The sequence below is a fragment of the Brevibacillus brevis genome, assembly GCF_001039275.2.
GTDB classification, from domain to species: domain Bacteria; phylum Bacillota; class Bacilli; order Brevibacillales; family Brevibacillaceae; genus Brevibacillus; species Brevibacillus brevis_C.
In genome coordinates this window covers 6,064,553-6,082,743 of the sequence record NZ_CP030117.1, presented here as the reverse complement: position 1 = coordinate 6,082,743, position 18,191 = coordinate 6,064,553, and the positions used below count along the sequence as shown (strand labels likewise).

The window sequence follows — 18,191 nt, the reverse complement described above, 5'->3', positions numbered from 1 at the left end:
CGTGTGTCCGTAATATGACCGGAATATGGAAAAGTGACGGAATGCCGAAAACGCTTGCATTTTTCCCTACCTTGTTCTACATTAGAGACAGGTAAAAGAGCACGTAAATCGCGTGAAATCTTCTACCCACAAGTGAATAATCAAAAGGCAAAGGTGCCCTTGAACACGGATCTTATTTTTTCGTGTTTAGGCACCTTTTTTTGCTTTTGAAAAGGGAAGTTGTCTTGAAAGGAGTGACACGCATGGAAAAACCAATTCGAGCGACGCCGCTTGCGATCCGACTGATTCCCAATGTCGATCCTCAATTTGCGGAGAAGCTGAACCTGCCTTCCCATATCCGCAGTCTGGGTCTTTTGACCTCCACGATTGACGATGTGGGGTACACGGCCATTGATGAAGCGACCAAAAAGGCAGCGGTAGAAGTTGTGTATGCCAAGTCGTTTTATGCAGGCTCAGGCCATGCGTCTGGACCGTTGTCCGGCGAGTTCATCGGGATGATCGGAGGCGCGACGCCATCGGAGGTGCAGAGCGGACTGGATGCAGCCGTTGCATTTATGGAGAGCGGAGCATGCTTTTACTCTTTGAATGATGAAGGGACGCATGCGTATTACGCCCATGTTGTGTCGCGGACGGGCAGCTATTTGTCCCAACTGGCGGGTATCAGAGAAGGTGAACCGCTTGCCTACTTGATCGCTCCACCGCTGGAGGCCATGTATGGTATTGATGCCGCTCTCAAGGCTGCAGATGTACAAATGGTTCAATTTTTTGGTCCACCGACAGAAACGAACTTTGGGGGAGCGCTACTCACTGGCAGCCAGTCGGCATGCACGGCAGCCGCCGATGCTTTTGCCGATGCCGTAAGAAGTGTCGCCCAACAGCCTGTCAAACGATAATAGGGATATTCCCTCTTGAAGGGGAGGTAATGTAAATGCGCGCTACGTCATATTCACTCGGCATGATCGAGACATTGGGCTTGCCTGCTCTCATTGCTGCCGCAGACGCTGCTGCCAAAGCGGCTGACGTCAAAGTCGTCTCTTATGAAGGCGCGGACGCAGGGATCGTTACCGTGTATGTAATCGGAGATGTCTCCTCCGTACAGTCAGCAGTAGATGCTGGTGCTGAAGCTGCGAGACGTGTCGGAACTTTGCTGCACTCACACGTTATTCCACGTCCTGACGAAAATGTACCCAAAATGCTTAAAAACCTGCTGAAACCGGAAGTAAAAGAAGAGGCTAAGGCAGAGTCGGCCCAAGTGCCAGCAACCAAATTGCAAGATCAGTCTATCAATGATCTGCGCAAAATGGCGCGTTCGTATGCGGACTTCCCGCTGACAACGAACGAAATCAACATGGCGAAGAAAGAAGATCTCATTCGTCTGTTGGAAGAGAAACAAGGCGGAGGTGACAAAGCCTAATGACACTCGACGCTGATCTGTATTCCATACAGGAAGTGCGTACCTACCTCGCACAAGCGAAGGAAGCACAGGCCAAGTTCGCTACTTACAGCCAAGAACAAGTCGACAGAATCATCGAAGCCATGTCCAAAGCGGGTGTGGAGCATGCAGATCGACTGGCAGCAATGGCTGTAGAAGAAACAGGCTTTGGTAACATCCCGGACAAACGGATGAAAAACCTGTTTGCTGCTCAAGATGTGTACGCATCTGTGAAAGATGTTAAAACGGTTGGCATCATCCGTAAGGACGAAGAGAACAAGGTATGGGAAGTGGCGCAGCCATTCGGTATCGTAGCTGGTATCGTGCCTTCCACCAATCCGACGTCCACGGTTATCTATAAATCGATGGTCTCCCTCAAGGCGAGAAATGCGATTGTCTTCAGCCCGCATCCGTCAGCAGCCAAGTGCACGCTGGAAGCAGCGCGACTGATGGCACAGGCGGCAGTAGCGGCTGGAGCACCAGAAGGCTTGATCCATTGCGTTACCAAGCCTACGCTTCCAGCGACAAACGAATTGATGAAGCATAAGCTGACCAATTTGATTCTCGCGACTGGCGGAACACCGATGGTACGTGCGGCATACAGCTCCGGCAAGCCTGCTTATGGTGTGGGACCTGGTAACGTTCCGGTCTACATCCACCACAGTGCGGATTTTGCTGCTGCTGCCAAGCGCATCGTGCAGAGCAAAACGTTTGACTATGGTACGATCTGCGCTTCTGAGCAAGCATTGGTAGTGGAGGAATCCACTAAACACCAATTGATTGCTGCCCTGAAGCGTGAAGGTGCCTACTTCCTGAACGAGCAAGAAAAGGAAAAGGTAGCTGCCATCGTCACGATTAACGGCTCGTTGAACGCGAAGATCGTTGGCCGCTCCCCGCATGTGATCGCTCAAATGGCGGGTATTACTATCCCGGCTGATACACGTGTCCTGGTTGCGGAGGAGAACAATGTAGGTAAAGCATATCCGATGTCCGTTGAAAAACTGGCTCCGGTTCTTGCCCTCTACACTGTTCAAGGCGACAGCGAAGCGTTTGCTCGTTGCCGCGAATTGCTGGAGCATGGTGGTCTTGGACATACAGCGGGTATTCACGCCCAGGATGACAATGTCATCGCAGCGTATGGTCAAGCAATGCCAGCATCCAGAATTCCGGTAAATACGGGTACGACCTTCGGAGGAATTGGTGCAACGACTGGCGTACAACCAGCGTTCACACTTGGATGCGGTTCTTTAGGGGGCAACATCACTTCCGATAACATCGGTGCGAAGCACATGTTCAACATCAAGCGTGTTGCATTTGGTATCAAAGAAATGCCACAATCAACGCCAGCACCACAAGCTCCTGCGACACAAGCGGAAGAAGCTGTCCTACAGGCTGTCTCTTCCATGAACGTTGGCTTGAGCCGTGATGAGATCAAGAACATCATCAAATCCGTGTTAACAGAAATGACGTCTTAATGTCGTAAAACACTAAAATCTTGGAGATATAATTAAGGAGGATACAAAAATGGCTGGAGAAATGTCCGCATTGGGAATGGTAGAAACAAAAGGTTTGATCGGAGCAGTTGAAGCTGCTGACGCAATGGTAAAAGCAGCAAACGTAAAACTGATTGGTAAAGTACACGTAGGTGGCGGTCTCGTAACTGTTATGGTACGTGGTGACGTAGGTGCAGTAAAAGCTTCCACAGACGCAGGTGCCGCTGCTGCTGAAAAAGTAGGAGAGCTCGTATCTGTACACGTAATCCCACGCCCTCATGGAGACATTGAATTGATCCTGCCTAAACTCGAAGGGTAATAAATCCCGATGGCAGTGATTACAGAAGCATCCTTGAGAGCGATGCATAAGTCAGGTATCCCAAACCCCTTTCTCGTTGAGAAAGGGGATAAAATAACACCAGCAGCGGCAGATTTCTTGAAAGGAAGAGGGATTCAAGTGAAACAAGTTGATCAGAACCAGCAGCCTTCCACCAATCAAGCTGCCGAGGCAGTGCGAGAAATTCCTTTGGGCGTATCGAACCGTCACATTCATTTGTCGCAAGCAGATGTCGAGAAGCTTTTCGGAGCCGGACATCAATTGACGCCAATGCGTGATTTGTCGCAACCGGGCCAGTTTGCTTGCCAAGAAACAGTCACCATCGTGGGACCAAAAGGCAGCATCCATGGGGTTCGCGTTTTGGGACCAGCTCGTGGCGCGACACAAGTGGAAATTTCCAGAACAGACGGCTTTGCAGTAGGTGTTCATGCACCTGTGCGTATGTCTGGAGATATTGAAGGAACACCAGGTATGGTACTTGTAACGGCAAAAGGGACTGTTGTGATGGACAAAGGCGTAATCGTAGCGAAGAGCCACGTTCATATGTCCCCAGCAGATGCCGAGCAATATCAAGTGAAGGATGGCGATACGCTGATCCTGGCAACGCAAAGCGATCGTCCTATCATCTATCCAGATGTAGTCGTTCGTGTACATCCGCAGTTTGCACTTGATTTCCACGTTGATACGGATGAAGGAAATGCCGCTAATTTGAAAACGGGCGACCGGGTAAAAGTGATCGGCAAGAACGGGCAATTTTACTCCGGCTAACGGAGGTTGAGCTTGATGGACATCAGAGAAATGGTGGCGTCGATTACAAAAGAAATTTTGCAATCGATGAATACAGAAAAGCAAAGCAGCACAGCGCCTCGTGTCCTGTACGTATTTTGCGACAGCCAGGCTCATGAGGCGTTTCAGGATCATTTTATCCAACTGAAAAACCACGGGATCTGCCATGACATTCTCTTCCTGGACGGAGAAACCTCTTCTTGGTTGGGCATGCACAAGATCGAATGTGGGGGAGCAGGCAAAATTCTTACCGCAGATGAGTACGCTCCTGCCCCGTTGGAAGTGCCGAAAGATTATGTCGGTATCGTGATTCCTGAAATCGATTTGGATAATGCAGCGAGAATTGCTTCCGGTCTAAAAGGAACAATCAAAGCGGAAATCGTCTTTTCCGCGTTGGTGACAGGCAAATTCGTCATCGCTGGTTCCGATGTGCCAGGAATCAAGCGCGCAGACCGTCGTACCCTGCAAACATTGACACTGACACCTGCTTATGAAAAGCTGTTCAACCGTCACGTTGAGAGCATGAAAGAGCTGGGTGTGGAGTTTGCGGAGCAGCGCCGTCTGGCTGATCGCGTGGTTTCCAAGTTGAAGTCTCAGTTGCAAAAAGTGGAGACTACCAAGACAGAACAACCAACATTGACTCCTTTGGATGAGCAAGAAGCCGTCTTTTCCGGGAAGCTGTTGACAGCGGATTGGATCAGATCTCAACCTGAGCTTCGCGATACGACTTTGATCGTGAAAAAAGGTGCAATTGTTTCTCCGCTTGCTTATGACAGCATGAGAGAACGCGGCATTACGGTCAGCTATTTAGGAAAAGGGTGATCGCATGTTTTTGGGAAAAGTGATCGGCAGCGTCTGGGCCACGCAAAAAGAAGCAGGAATGGAAAATCTCAAGCTCATGGTGGTTCAGCCGATTGATTGGCGTGGCGAAGAAGGCGGACAAACCGTTATCGCAGCGGACAGGATCGGTGCGGGAATCGGGGAGCAGGTTATCGTCTCTCGTGGGACGCCTGCCCGAATCCTTTTCTCCGGCACCAGTGTGCCGATCGATGCGATCATCGTAGGCATCGTCGATTCGTTTGAGGTGCCGGGTGCCGCAGGAAGAGAGGAATAGGAATGGAACAGGAACGTTCACGAGTCATCCAGGAATTCGTACCGGGGAAACAGGTCACGTTGGCTCATGTAATCGCAAACCCTGACCCAATGCTCTATACCAAGCTAGGTATCAATGAGGCCGGTGCAATCGGCATCTTGACTTTGACGCCTACCGAAACAGCCATTATTGCCGCGGATATTGCGACAAAGGCTGCTGGCGTCGAGCTTGGGTTTCTCGATCGTTTTACAGGTTCACTGATTGTCGTAGGAGATGTATCCGCTGTTGAGATGGCAGTCGAGGCGGTCAATCAGGTGCTGAGCGAAAAACTGCGGTTTACACCGGCGTTGGTGACGAAATCATGACCGGTCGTGTAATGATTATCGGTGCAATTGAAGCAGGAAAGTCTTCTCTGGTGCGGGCGCTGTTCAATGACGAACAGCCTGCCCGGAAGACGCAAGCGCTCGAATATCGGGACTGGGCGATTGACACTCCGGGTGAGTACAGCGAAAACCCGATGTTTTACCGCACGCTTATGGCCACCTCTCTTGAGGCGAAGATCATTGTGATGGTGCAGGATGCAACAAGGGAGCGCAATTACTTCCCTCCTGGCTTTTCACAAGGGTTTCCGCAATCGTGCATCGGGGTCATTACCAAAATGGATCATCCTGATGCAAATGTAGAGAGGGCAGAACAATTCCTGCGTCAATCGCTCGGCAATGCAAAAATTTTCCGGACCTCCTCGCTCACAAGTGAGGGAGTATCAGAATTGCGAGCGTATTTGCAAGAAATTGTAAACGAGTAAGCGAGATTAACCAGTATTACACCCCTTTCCGCCGTAGCGTGTCTGTGAGAAAATGAGGTCATATCAACTCCTAGCAGGTGAAAAGAGGTTCACATGCAATCAATACGAGAAGTGTGCAAAGCGTCCACGACGTTGAGTGATGACGACATTCGGATTGTGGAGGATCTGGCTTCCAAGCTTCAGATTTTTGCTGATCTGTCTCAAGCGGACATGTTTATCGATTGTCCGACGGTAGATCGGAGCGCTGCGATGGTAGTCGCACAAGCTGCACCGAGTACGGCACGCTCTATGTACAGTGGATCGGTCGTAGGGCATTTGGCGACGGCAATTAATGAGCCGGCCGTTATGTATTGTCTGACTACAGGCAAGCCCGTCATCGGTTCACGCGGGGTTTCACAGGAGCAGGTCGTGATGCGACAAAGTGTCGTACCCATCACGAATGCGGCTGGAAAAACAATCGGGACCTTGATAACGGAACAAGATATATCCAAACAGGTGGAACAGGAAAAGAACGTCGAAATGCTCAAGGAAACAACGGAGCATTTAAGTGAGACGCTCATCCAGTTCGCTGTGCCTGATCTGCCCATTTCGTCGCTGTTGCACGAGGGCATGATTTTGTTTGATCAGAGTGGGGTTATCACGTACGCCAATGGCCGTGCCCACAAGCTGCTCTCTTTGATTGGCTTTGAACGGCCGGAAAAAGGTGAGAGCATCGAACGTATTTTTTCCTGGAGAGTTACCCCGGAGAATTTTGTACGCAACGGGGGTTATATTCAGGAGGAGCTGTCAAAAGGCAAGCATTTTATCATGATGAAAGCGGTTTCGTCCGTCCGCAAGCAAGACATCATTGGGGGATTCATTCTCCTGCGAGACATATCGGACATTCGGGAAAAAGAAAAGCAATTAATGATCAAATCCGCGGTGATCAAAGAGATTCACCACCGGGTCAAAAACAATTTGCAAACCATCTCTAGCCTGCTACGCCTGCAAATGCGGCGTTCGCAGTCCAACGAGATTGAAAAGGTATACCGGGAAAGCATCAATCGCATCAACAGCATCGCCATTATTCACGAATACTTGGCACAGGATGGTCTGGAGCAGATTGACTTCAAAGAGATTTTAACCAAAATATCGAAAATAATCGTCTCTTCCATGAGGCGTTCTGAGCAAGCTATACACGTCGTGGTGACGGGCGAATCGGTGTATCTGCCGTCCAACAAAGCAACATCGTTTGCCTTGATCGTCACCGAGCTGATTCAAAATTGCATGATTCATGGTTTTCATGAGCTGCAAGAAGGGAAAATCTCTATTGCACTCGTCGCCAAGGAGGACTTCGTTAGTTTGTCTGTGACAGACGACGGAGTAGGCATCGAGGACATGGAGCAAATCCACAAAAAGGGCCATCTCGGCCTGAAAATTGTCGATACGCTGGTCAGGGAAGACCTCGAAGGCACGATGCATTTCCGCAACACTGGGAACGGAACAGAGGTTACCATACTCTATCCGATCCAAAAGGAGGATGAAGATGACACAGCCGAAGATTATGGTGGTTGATGACGAGCCGATTATTCGCATGGATTTGCGCGAGATGCTCGAAAATGAAGGGTATTTAGTGGTTGCCGAGGCGAAAAACGGAGAAGAGGCAGTCGAACAGGCCCATCGTCACAAGCCCGATCTGATTATCATGGATGTGAAAATGCCTGTCTTGAATGGAATCAAGGCAAGTAGTATCATTCGTTCCTTTTCAGACAGTTCCATTCTCCTTTTGACGGCTTATAGCCAAAAGGAACTCGTCCAGGATGCCAGAAAAGCGGGTGTGACGGCTTACTTGGTGAAGCCGGTGTCGGAGGATGACTTGATTCCCGCAGTAGAAATCGCACTCAGTCAAAAGGAAAAAGTCGTTTCACTGAAGAAGGATATAAATGATCTGAAGCAAAAGATTGAGGATCGCAAGGCAGTGGAAAAGGCAAAAGGAAAGCTGATGAGTGCCCTATCCTTGGAAGAGGATGCGGCTTACAAATGGATGCAGCAAGTAAGCATGCAACGGCGCATGCCGCTTGTGAAGCTGGCAGAGGAAATTCTGTCGGGCGAGCAGGCCATTTTTACGCAAGGCTAGTACGGACATTATCATAAAAAGCAGTGACAAGTAGATACGAAGAGAGCAAAGGCGCTTGAATCAGACCGGGAGCAAGGAACCGGCTGTTCAAGCGTTTTTTCGTAAGGCCCGTCTGACACGCCAATGGTTCAAGGAGGTTCATATGGACGAACAATGGATCCAAAGCGTCGGGATCGATGTGGGAACAAGCACGACCAAAATGATCGTAAGCCGATTGCGATTGGGTCGCATGTCTAGCACGTTTTCGCTGCCTCGTTATCAGATCGTGGAGCGACAATTGCTGTATGCGAGTGAAGTACATTCCACACCGCTCATCGGGTTTGATGAAATCGACGCTGACGGAATCGGAGCGATTCTTGCAGCCGAGTACGACAAGGCACAGATCAGCTTGTCTCAAATCAAGTCTGGGGCGGTCATCATTACCGGAGAAACAGCAAGCAAAAAGAACGCACAGCATATCGTTCATCTGCTGGCTGAACGCTCCGGGGATTTCGTGGTAGCGACAGCAGGTGCTGACCTCGAAGGCGTGCTGGCGGGCAAGGGTGCGGGTGCGGAAAAACGCTCGCAAGCCATGCAGGGTGTGATCGTCAATGTCGATATTGGCGGAGGAACAGCGAATGCAGCCTACTTCCAGCGTGGCCGAGCGATTGCGACGGTTACATTCCACGTCGGAGGAAGGCTGATCCGTCTCAGTCCGCAGGGTGTCGTTCAATACGTGTCGCCGAACATTCAACAATGGCTGTCGGCAAAAGGACTGCGTATTCAAGTCGGACAGGAAATCGGATTCGCGCAGCTCACAGAGGTTGCCGGACAGTTGGGACGCAGCATGCTGGATTATTTGACGGGGAAAGAGCGCCAAGTATCAGGCTTGCTCGTAGTGGGACCGCATTTGCGCGATGCCATCCCTGTTAGCGAATTGACTGTCTCAGGCGGTGTGGGTCTACTCATGAGCGGACCTCCCGTCCAAAATATTTCGGATGCGAGCCGATACGGTGATTTCGGCCCACTGCTCGGATATGTACTCCAGCAGGAGCGCGAAAAAGGAACGTATCCGGTACAGTGGCTAGACCCGGATCAAACGGTACGGGCAACGGTAATTGGCGCGGGGATGCAGAGTACGGAGATTAGTGGTTCAACCGTGCATATCAAGCCGGAGCTGTTGCCGATCAAAAATATACCGATTCTCAAGCTGGAGCTTACCGAGGAACAATTGGCAGATGCCACACGACTGCGACAGGAAGTGGCTTCGATCTACCAACTGGGTGAGCGTCTGTTTGAAAAAACGACAGGGATTCCTTTCGCACTCGCGATCTCCGGCATCGGGTACTGCTCGTACGCTCTGTTGCAGACACTGTCCCAGGAGCTGTCTGAGCAATACCGGGCAACCTTCCCCGAGAGTCAAACCATGGTTGTGATCTGTGAAACAGATATGGCGAAAGCGCTCGGGCAGGCCTTGGCGCTGCGTTGCAAAGGGGCACCGGAAATCATTTGCATCGATCAGGTGCGTGTGGAATACGGCGATTACATCGATCTCGGTGAACCGATCTCGGGAACGATTATTCCCGTCGTCGTCAAAACACTGGCGTTTGATGAAAGGCCGTAACGTAAGAAGGGGTGGACGTGATGAACACGAAAACGACTGTGCTTGGACAGACCTATCAATTTCGCGATTTGAAAGAGGTTTTCGCGAAGGCTAATGAAGATAAATCAGGCGACCAGTTGGCTGGTATCGCTGCTGCTGATTCTCGGGAACGTGTAGCTGCCAAGCAAGTGTTGGCTGATCTGACATTGGCGGATATCCGCAACAATCCGATGGTTCCGGCAGAAGAAGACGAAGTATCGCGTGTGATCGAAGAAGGCATCAACGAAAAGATTTACAGCGAAATCAAAAACTGGAGTGTAGCTGAACTGCGCGAGTACATTTTGAGCCATCAAGCAGGCGACAATGAACTCAAGCGAATCAGCCGCGGCTTGTCCAGTGAGATGATCGCAGCGACTGCCAAGCTCATGAGCAACCTGGACTTGATCACGGCTGCGTCCAAGATCAAAGTTGTGACGCATGCCAACACGGCAATCGGTCATAAAGGTGTATTGGCTTCTCGTGTACAGCCGAACCATCCATCCGATAACGTACAAGGCATCAAGGCATCCCTGTACGAAGGATTGAGCTACGGTATCGGCGATGCGGTAATCGGGATCAACCCGGTTATCGATACAGCGGACAGCGTGAAGGATATTTTGAACATGACCAAAGACGTGATGACCAAGTTCGACATCCCGACGCAAAACTGCGTATTGGCTCACGTATCCACGCAAATGCGTGCCATCCGTAATGGGGCACCAGCAGACTTGATCTTCCAAAGTTTGGCGGGTAGTGAAAAAGGAAACAAGGCATTTGGTATTGATGTAGCATTGCTGGATGAAGCAGATGAACTGATGCGCAAAGAAGGCACCTCCTACGGACCGAACTTCTGGTATTTCGAGACAGGGCAAGGCTCAGAGCTGTCTGCCGAGGCGCATCACGGCATGGACCAGGTAACAATGGAAGCGCGCTGCTACGGACTTGCTCGCAAGTACAATCCGTTTATCGTGAACACGGTAGTTGGCTTCATTGGACCTGAGTATTTGTACGATAGCCGTCAAGTAATCCGTGCAGGCTTGGAAGACCATTACATGGGCAAAATGCACGGTTTGCCGATGGGCTGTGACGTATGCTACACGAACCACATGAAGGTCGATCAGAACGATATGGACAATCTCGGGATTTTGCTCTCGTCGGCAGGCGTTAACTTCGTGATCGGCGTAGCGATGGCAGACGATGTCATGCTCAACTATCAATCGACGAGCTTCCATGATATTGCGGCATTCCGTGAAGTGATGGGACTGCGACCTGCTCCTGATTTTGAAAAATGGCTGGAGAAAATGGGCATCATGGAAAACGGAAGGCTGACTGCAAAAGCAGGCGATCCGACAATCTTCATGTAAGATCAGGAGGTGAAAGACGGATGGAACAACAATTAGATTTCTTGGTAGATAAAGTAGTAGCAGAGCTGCAAAAGAAGCTGGGTGAGGTTAGCGAACAAGCTCCGTCACCAAAAGCAGAGACAGGCTTGATCCAACTGAGATCGGAGCCAAAGGCAGAGCCAGTAGCGAATGCGACGACGGCGCAAGCTCCTGTAGTGAACGAGCAGCCTGCTCCATCAGCCGAACCAGAGAGAACCACACATGTACCGAATCCGAAGTACAAGGAAGGCTTGGATGAACTGCTGTCCAGCACGCCAGCGCGCATCGGGGTTTGGCGTACAGGTGTGAGACCTTTGACCAAAACCATGCTCGAATTGCGTCGCGACCATGCTGCGGCTGTGGATGCTGTATACGGTGAAGTCAGTCAAGCGGTGCTCGATCAGTTCTCCTTGTTCACAGTGGAAACACAGTATGACAACACCGAAAACTATTTGAAGCGTCCGGATATGGGGCGTGTCCTCACCGAGGACGGCGTACGCTTGCTGCAAGAGCGCGGCCAAAAGAAGCCGCAGGTACAAATCGTCGTTTCTGACGGCTTGAGTGCTGCTGCGGTGGATGCAAACCTGAAAGACGTACTTCCATCCCTGATGGACTCTCTGAAAAGCTACGGCCTGACCTGCGGCACTCCGTTTTTTATCAAGGGCGGACGCGTAGCCAGCATGGATCACGTCGGTGAGATTTTGGAGCCGGAAGTATTGGTGCTTTTGATCGGAGAACGTCCAGGATTGGTTACGGCACATTCCATGAGTGCGTACATGTGCTACCGTCCACGCAAAGGTATGGTAGAATCAGAGCGTACAGTGATCTCGAATATTCATCGTCAAGGTACATCTCCGGTTGAGGCGGGGGCCCACATCGGGACAATCCTCTCCAAAATGTTGGAGCAAAAAGCAAGTGGTGTAAAACTAGTCTTGTAATAGAACCAATGACGACGAGGAGGATTCTACATGACATTCCGCAGAAAAAAAGTAGCCGTAATCGGTAGTGGTTTTACTGGAGCGACAACTGCGTTCATCATGGCGCAAAAAGAGCTGGCTGACATCGTATTGGTGGATATCCCGCAACTGGAAAACCCAACGAAGGGTAAAGCACTCGACATGATGGAGGCTTCTCCCGTTCTCGGCTTCGATGCTAGCATCACAGGTACTTCCGACTACAAAGACATCGAAGGCTCCGATATCGTAATCATCACAGCAGGTATTGCTCGCAAGCCAGGTATGTCCCGCGACGACTTGGTAGCAACGAATGCAGCTATCATGCGCTCGGTTGCTGAGCAAGTGAAAACATATGCACCAAACTCCATCGTACTCATCCTGTCCAACCCGGTAGATGCGATGACCTATACATTCTACAAAACATCCGGCTTCCCGAAACACCGCGTAATCGGTCAATCCGGCGTACTCGATACAGCTCGCTTCCGTACGTTCGTAGCGATGGAACTGAATGTATCCGTAAATGACGTAACAGGCTTCGTATTGGGCGGTCACGGTGACGACATGGTGCCACTCTTGCGTTACTCCTACGCTGGCGGCATCCCACTCGAAAAATTGATCCCACAAGATCGTCTGGACGCTATCGTGGAACGTACACGCAAAGGCGGCGGCGAAATCGTAGCTCTCTTGGGCAACGGTTCCGCTTACTATGCACCTGCGGCAGCGCTGGTAGAAATGGCAGAAGCGATCTTGAAAGACCAGAAGCGCATCCTGCCATCCATCGCTTTACTCCAAGGCGAGTATGGCTACAACGATATCTACCTGGGCGTGCCAACTCTCTTGGGTGGAAATGGTATCGAGCAAGTCATCGAGCTGGATCTGACTGCTGCTGAGAAAGCAGCATTGGATAAATCCGCAGATTCCGTTCGTGCGGTTATGAAAGTAGCTATGCCATAAGCACAGTATGAAAATGAAAGCTTCGCCAGATGTATTGGCGGAGCTTTTTTTACAATGTGGATAGAGTAGCTGTTAGTGGTGGGGAAGAAGCGGATTTCCAGTCTACGCTTCGGCCTACGCCCTGCTGAGGGCGGGTACTGTTCGCTCCGAAATAAATAGCGGGAGCGCTTCAAAAGTAGAGTTTCGAGGATGTTTTTTCAGAGGTTGAAGCTGAAAACCCCCGCTATTTATTTCGGAGCTGGGTAGGGCTCCAGAGGCGCTAGGACTGGAAATCCGCTTCTTCCTACGAGGCTGTATTCGCATGAAAGCTGATTCAACTGATTCAATTGAGTGTAATTGTCACGAAGTGCAAACACCTGTAAGACATTGGAGGAATTGTGCGAAGAGTGACGAACTAGATTACAGAAATGTTAAGGATTGTAAAGAAAAATCTTTCAAAAAAATATATTTTATTGTAAAATTAAGGAAAAAGTAGGGGTTGATTCTTTATGGGGGGGCTGCAAGGGACAATGCACTGGTCGCTGCGGTCAGAAATTGAAAGACACCGTAGAGAGTGCGGCTATACCTTGAGTAAATTAGGTGAATTAACGGGCATCAACCATGGGAGTTTAAGCGAGATTCTGAACGGAAATCCACCGCGGGCTATGACCATTGGTCAATTAGATGCGCTAGCGGCGGTGTTTGGTCGCGAGCCGGGTTGGTTGTACGAATTGTATACGGAAGAATGCATATCAGAGGGGAGAATATCGCGCCCTCGATTGATACCTTATTTGATTCGATGCGCGGAGGTTGGGCGGCAGGATTGTATAGAAGAGGTTGTTCCTAAATTGTTGGAGAATCCAAAGAATCTCTCGACCCTCTTTGCCGTAGCAGAGCAGCTATATGAGGAAGGGAAACAGAAACAGTCAGTACCTTTCTATGAATACGTGATTGAAAACGAAAAAGATAGTTACTCTAACCAATTTGTGATGAGTCAGTACAGACTTTTTCGAGTAGTAGTGCAAGGTACGAATTCTGAAGAAAATTGGAAGGCTGTCATTCGATTTGATCCGTATCGAAGACGCCTACCGGAAAATAACCAGTTAGATGCACTACTACAATTAGCAAATGTTTGTTATACTATCCACAAATGGAGAGAAATGGATAAATATGCCGATGAATTAAGGGAATTGGCTACTATTATCTATGAGGATGAGTTGCGTAGACGAAGAAGCAACAAGGCCAGTGAAATGCTTTCAACTGAACGTCATTTGGTTGTGTACTATGGACAAGCATTTCTTATTAAAAGTATAGCATTAGAAAAACAGGAGTTGTACGAAGAAGCGAAGCGATATGTTGATGGATACGCTGATTTAAGCTGGTTTGAATTCTTGGACGAAATTGGTCAAATCGAAGTGCAGAAATTTCGATCATGGGCGACAGCGAATTTGTACACGCTGAACATACTTATGGGGAATAGTGATGTCATCCCTGATTATATTCATTTCCTTTCTGATCATCCGAAAGAGGTCCTTTCAGGTTTAGTAACGATTGTGAGTGCTGCCAATCAATACGGTTTTTCGATCGATTCGATATTTGAGCAGTTTGCAGAACATATTGATCGTTTTGAGGATCGTCAGGACGCTATCGGCATGAGCGAACATATGCAGTTTCGGAATGAAATGGCGATTTACTTGTTTAAAAGAGGGAGGTATGCAGAGGGGCTTAATGAAACGCTTCGATGCCTTAGCCTGTCTGATACCATGAAAGATTACGATAGCTTCAAAAAATGTACAGCGCTGTTTTGGATGAATCTGCAATATGCGTCTGATCAACAGAAAGGCAAGTATCAAACTATCCTTACGAAAGGGGCTGTATAGTGATGAAGGGGATTTTACTCTCACTTGCTCTCGTTTTGGGTTTGGGTGTCAATGTTGTAAGTGAACCAGCAAAGATAGGAAACGATGTAGTAGTCGCTAATTATGGTCATGGAATAGGTGGCTAAATAGTTCGTACCCAGGAAACATCCCATCGATGGGATGTTTTTTTCTATTCAATTTTTCTTAATCGGTGAATTTCTGCACATCCCTGTATAGTAAATATATGTAATAAATTGTAAAAGAGAGGGGGCGTTGGACATTACTGCTATCGCAAATATTTTAGATAGGGATGTTTCTTTTCACAGTGGAAACTCCCCCAAAAGAGGAGCAGCATCAGCCCCTAAAAGTAAGTGTACGATCCGGGGCATGGTAAAGGAAATCGGTTGCCACTTAGAGTTGGATAATAGAATTGAACAGCTACGACGGGAAATGATGGAGTTGGCGGGAAAGTACGGTCTCTCACATGATAAAGTTTTGGCTGTAAGCCAACAATTGGATAAATATATTGTCATTGCACAAAACAGATTGAAAACGGAAAAGTAAGTCCTTCTCACACCTCAAGGCCCCCAGAACCCTTCCATTAACCTACTAACTCTGTATTTACCGACTCTAGATAAATCTGAGTCAAAGTTCCGAGCTGGATGACGAATTGATAGGAAGGTCATGTAGTGCATTTTGAAAAACTATAAAAATTATAAAATTACGAAATTACGAAATAATAGAAAGGAAGATCCTTTATAGGGGGCTGCAAGGGGACAATGCATCTGTCGCTACGATCAGAAATTGAAAAATGCCGGAGAAAGCACGGTTACACATTAAGCAAGCTGGGTGAATTAACTGGCATTAACCCCGGGAGTTTGAGTGAGATTCTAAATGGAAATCCGCCGCGTGCAATCACCATTGGTCAGTTAGACGCGCTAGCCAAGGTGTTTGGTCACGATTCGGGTTGGTTGTATGAATTATACCCGGAAGAATGCATATCAGAGGGGAGAATATCGCGCCCCCGATTAATACCATACTTGATTCGATGCGTGGAGGTTGGGCGAAAGGATTGCATAGAAGCTACTGTCCCCCAAATGATGGAGAATCCGAAGAACATCATGATTCTGTTTGCCCTTGCAGAACAGCTATATGAGAAAGGGCAACTGAAAGAGTCAGTGCCCTTTTATGAATATGTTATTGAGAATGAGAAAGATAGCTATTCTGAGCACTTCGTGATGAGTCAGTATCGGTTATTTCGTGTTGTACTTGGGACAAATGCAGAAGAAAATTGGGAGAATGTCATTCGGTTTTCTCCTTACCGAAACCGGCTTCCTGAAAACTATCAACTCGACGCCTTATACCAATTGGCGAAGATCTGTTTCGCTTTGCAAAAGTGGGAGAGATCAGAGCAGTACGCAGACGAATTAAGGCTGCTGGCAGACACTGTTTACAGGCATGAACTGGAAAGGATGAAAAGAAACAAAAAAGGCGAATCTCTGAAAACGGAGCGCCATCTCGTCTATTATTACGGATTGGGCCATTTATATAAGAGCGTTTCATTGGAAATGCAAGGACTGTATGAAGAGGCGAAGAAGTATGTGCAAGTTTACGCTGATTTAGGATGGTTTGAATTACTTGATGAAGACGGACGTAAAGAGGTAGAAAGATTCAAGGTATGGGCAAAGGCGAACTCCTACACATTGGAGGTGTTGTCTGGCAATACTAGCATCATTGAAGAGTACGCAGACTATCTCGATAGTCTTCCCACCAATGAAGTTCTTGCTGGTTTAAATGCCATTATGAAATCCGCTAACACCTACCATTTTTGCGTGGATGAGATTTTAGAGCGCTTTGCCTCCCAAATTGCTATTTTCGATCAATTTACAGAAGCAATTGGATTGGATCGACATCTTCGGTTTCGATATCAGATGGCTATTTATGAGTTTGGTAAGGGAAGGATGGAGAGAGGAATTGAAGAAACGATATATTGCCTTTCTCTAGCGGATTTGACGAATCGACACGACGAAACCCTTACATACATAGCACTGTTTGGATGGTTAGGGAATATGAATAAGCGAATAGGTAACCAAAACGAGTTAGGTGGCTAGCATCCTGTTAGGTCATTGTGAATATGCTGTAGATTGATGAAACATCCTCTGTCAGGATGTTTTTTTTATTCTACTTTTTGCAGTTGGTAAAAACCTGCATATCATTTTATGGTTAATTATGTAATAAATCTCAAAATGAAGGAGGTGGGAGATGAAGATATTCCATGAAGGAATAGAAATCTAAGAATATCTCTAAAAAGAGGAGCCACTGGTGCCACTAAAACCAAGTGAATAATCTGGTGGTAAAGGAAGTAGGGTGAGTCTTATAGCAGCAATTGCATTTAAAAAGGGCGTTCCACCCCTTCGACAGGTTAAAGGAACGCCCGCAGGAGGAGCAGTTACAGCTCCTATAAGTAAATGTATCATGCTACCTCTAGATCGAGAAGGAGTAACCTATCACGATATTGATCATTTGAAAAACATTGTGGAACAATTGCGAGAACAATTGGTGCAAATGTATTTAGAGAAGAATGATTTCTTGGATGGTGAAGTCGTGGAATTAAGTCACCAGTTGGATCAATACATTTAAGGAGATGGTAAAATTCTCATTTGGATTTGGAAAAAATCATCGACTGTCAGGTTTGTCAAATGCGAGGTAACGAAACTGACTAGCAGATGAGCAAGAAACAAAAAAACAAGCTTTGCGAATTTTCCATTTCAAGTAAGAAAGTTGTGAATGTGTTACCACAAAGGGTTGTTGTCACTGATAGTAACAACTGATAAGGCGGTTGGAATTTGAGGTGTGATCGGCATGGTGAACATCGAAGACTTTAAGAAGAAATGTCGAAAAAATGAAAAAATAGGAGTTGAAAAAGTTATGATCTCAACATTAAATCGGCTCACACGCTTTCTATTATTAGTTCTAGTTGTAACAATTTTTGCGAGTACGCCACAGGTGGCAAATGCTAGGATCTGCGCAATAGCTCCTTCCAACATGATGATGCAGGATAATAAAGACACTGCATGGAATAATGTTCAACCAACTGCAGAGTGCGATCCCAAACCTGCCAGCCCGGTAAAGTTAGATGATAAATACTTGAAGAAAAACAATGTGGATGCTCACAAATTGAAAAAGGCTAATGTGCCGAAGGGTTCCAATATCTCCCATTATGATATATATGAAGACAAATATGATGACTATCTTTGGTTAGGGAAAAAGAAACAAGGAAGGAATGAATGGATACAGTTGTTTTTTGACATTATCGATGCCGCTGACATGTTCCCTTTGCGTAGAAATATACCTGAACATTAATCCATACACTTAAAA

At 47.9% G+C, this 18,191-nt stretch carries 20 protein-coding genes; all 20 read left to right on the top strand.

Going from position 1 to position 18,191, the window contains the following annotated elements:
• Positions 1-242 precede the first annotated feature (242 nt).
• The 20 genes from eutL to AB432_RS28775 all read left to right on the top strand — a co-directional run bounded on the left by eutL (position 243) and on the right by AB432_RS28775 (position 18,176).
• Complete coding sequence (gene eutL / locus AB432_RS28870; RefSeq protein WP_048035227.1) at positions 243-893, top strand: ethanolamine utilization microcompartment protein EutL; 651 nt, start codon at positions 243-245, stop codon at positions 891-893.
• A gap of 35 nt (positions 894-928) precedes the next feature.
• Positions 929-1,414, top strand: coding sequence for a BMC domain-containing protein (locus tag AB432_RS31450; protein ID WP_048035226.1), 486 nt, complete (start codon positions 929-931; stop codon positions 1,412-1,414).
• Positions 1,414-2,907: an acetaldehyde dehydrogenase (acetylating) gene (locus AB432_RS28860; protein ID WP_048035225.1), complete on the top strand. Its 1,494-nt coding sequence runs from the start codon at positions 1,414-1,416 to the stop codon at positions 2,905-2,907. Before AB432_RS31450 ends, AB432_RS28860 begins: the two co-directional genes overlap by 1 nt.
• Positions 2,908-2,956: 49 nt before the next feature.
• Complete coding sequence (eutM, locus tag AB432_RS28855; RefSeq protein WP_047069988.1) at positions 2,957-3,244, top strand: ethanolamine utilization microcompartment protein EutM; 288 nt, start codon at positions 2,957-2,959, stop codon at positions 3,242-3,244.
• 9 nt (positions 3,245-3,253) lie between these two features.
• The gene (pduL, locus tag AB432_RS28850; protein WP_048035224.1) at positions 3,254-4,030 is read left to right on the top strand and encodes a phosphate propanoyltransferase; all 777 of its coding nucleotides are present in this window, start codon (positions 3,254-3,256) and stop codon (positions 4,028-4,030) included.
• Positions 4,031-4,045: 15 nt separating this feature from the next.
• Complete coding sequence (locus tag AB432_RS28845; protein WP_048035223.1) at positions 4,046-4,870, top strand: hypothetical protein; 825 nt, start codon at positions 4,046-4,048, stop codon at positions 4,868-4,870.
• 4 nt (positions 4,871-4,874) lie between these two features.
• Positions 4,875-5,162, top strand: a complete 288-nt coding sequence (locus tag AB432_RS28840) for a EutN/CcmL family microcompartment protein (RefSeq protein ID WP_007720099.1) — start codon at positions 4,875-4,877, stop codon at positions 5,160-5,162.
• Between the two features lie 2 nt (positions 5,163-5,164).
• Positions 5,165-5,506, top strand: a complete 342-nt coding sequence (gene eutS, locus AB432_RS28835; RefSeq protein WP_007720097.1) for an ethanolamine utilization microcompartment protein EutS — start codon at positions 5,165-5,167, stop codon at positions 5,504-5,506.
• Positions 5,503-5,946, top strand: coding sequence for a EutP/PduV family microcompartment system protein (locus AB432_RS28830; RefSeq protein ID WP_048035222.1), 444 nt, complete (start codon positions 5,503-5,505; stop codon positions 5,944-5,946). Before eutS ends, AB432_RS28830 begins: the two co-directional genes overlap by 4 nt.
• 93 nt (positions 5,947-6,039) lie before the next feature.
• A complete protein-coding gene (locus AB432_RS28825; RefSeq protein WP_048035221.1) occupies positions 6,040-7,500 on the top strand; it encodes a sensor histidine kinase in 1,461 nt (486 codons plus the stop codon).
• Positions 7,472-8,062: an ANTAR domain-containing response regulator gene (locus tag AB432_RS28820; RefSeq protein ID WP_047069979.1), complete on the top strand. Its 591-nt coding sequence runs from the start codon at positions 7,472-7,474 to the stop codon at positions 8,060-8,062. The genes AB432_RS28825 and AB432_RS28820 overlap by 29 nt, the downstream gene beginning before the upstream one ends.
• 142 nt (positions 8,063-8,204) lie before the next feature.
• Positions 8,205-9,665: an ethanolamine ammonia-lyase reactivating factor EutA gene (locus tag AB432_RS28815; protein WP_048035220.1), complete on the top strand. Its 1,461-nt coding sequence runs from the start codon at positions 8,205-8,207 to the stop codon at positions 9,663-9,665.
• A gap of 20 nt (positions 9,666-9,685) precedes the next feature.
• On the top strand, positions 9,686-11,047 hold the full coding sequence (locus AB432_RS28810) for an ethanolamine ammonia-lyase subunit EutB (protein ID WP_048035219.1): 1,362 nt from the start codon (positions 9,686-9,688) through the stop codon (positions 11,045-11,047).
• A gap of 20 nt (positions 11,048-11,067) precedes the next feature.
• A complete protein-coding gene (eutC, locus tag AB432_RS28805) occupies positions 11,068-12,003 on the top strand; it encodes an ethanolamine ammonia-lyase subunit EutC (RefSeq protein WP_048035218.1) in 936 nt (311 codons plus the stop codon).
• A 30-nt stretch (positions 12,004-12,033) separates the two neighbouring features.
• Positions 12,034-12,975, top strand: coding sequence for a malate dehydrogenase (gene mdh / locus AB432_RS28800; RefSeq protein ID WP_015893779.1), 942 nt, complete (start codon positions 12,034-12,036; stop codon positions 12,973-12,975).
• 488 nt (positions 12,976-13,463) lie between these two features.
• Positions 13,464-14,834 carry a helix-turn-helix domain-containing protein gene (locus tag AB432_RS28795; RefSeq protein ID WP_048035217.1) on the top strand — a complete coding sequence of 457 codons (1,371 nt, stop codon included), beginning with the start codon at positions 13,464-13,466 and terminating at the stop codon, positions 14,832-14,834.
• 252 nt (positions 14,835-15,086) lie between these two features.
• A complete protein-coding gene (locus tag AB432_RS28790; RefSeq protein ID WP_048035216.1) occupies positions 15,087-15,377 on the top strand; it encodes an aspartyl-phosphate phosphatase Spo0E family protein in 291 nt (96 codons plus the stop codon).
• A 215-nt stretch (positions 15,378-15,592) separates the two neighbouring features.
• Positions 15,593-16,924 (top strand): helix-turn-helix domain-containing protein, encoded by a 1,332-nt coding sequence (locus AB432_RS28785; protein ID WP_235617574.1) that lies wholly within the window; start codon positions 15,593-15,595, stop codon positions 16,922-16,924.
• 364 nt (positions 16,925-17,288) lie between these two features.
• Entirely contained in the window at positions 17,289-17,453 is a 165-nt protein-coding gene (locus AB432_RS31210; RefSeq protein WP_235617573.1) for an aspartyl-phosphate phosphatase Spo0E family protein, read from the top strand.
• A gap of 222 nt (positions 17,454-17,675) precedes the next feature.
• The gene (locus AB432_RS28775) at positions 17,676-18,176 is read left to right on the top strand and encodes a hypothetical protein (protein WP_048035213.1); all 501 of its coding nucleotides are present in this window, start codon (positions 17,676-17,678) and stop codon (positions 18,174-18,176) included.
• The last annotated feature ends 15 nt before the right edge of the window (positions 18,177-18,191 follow it).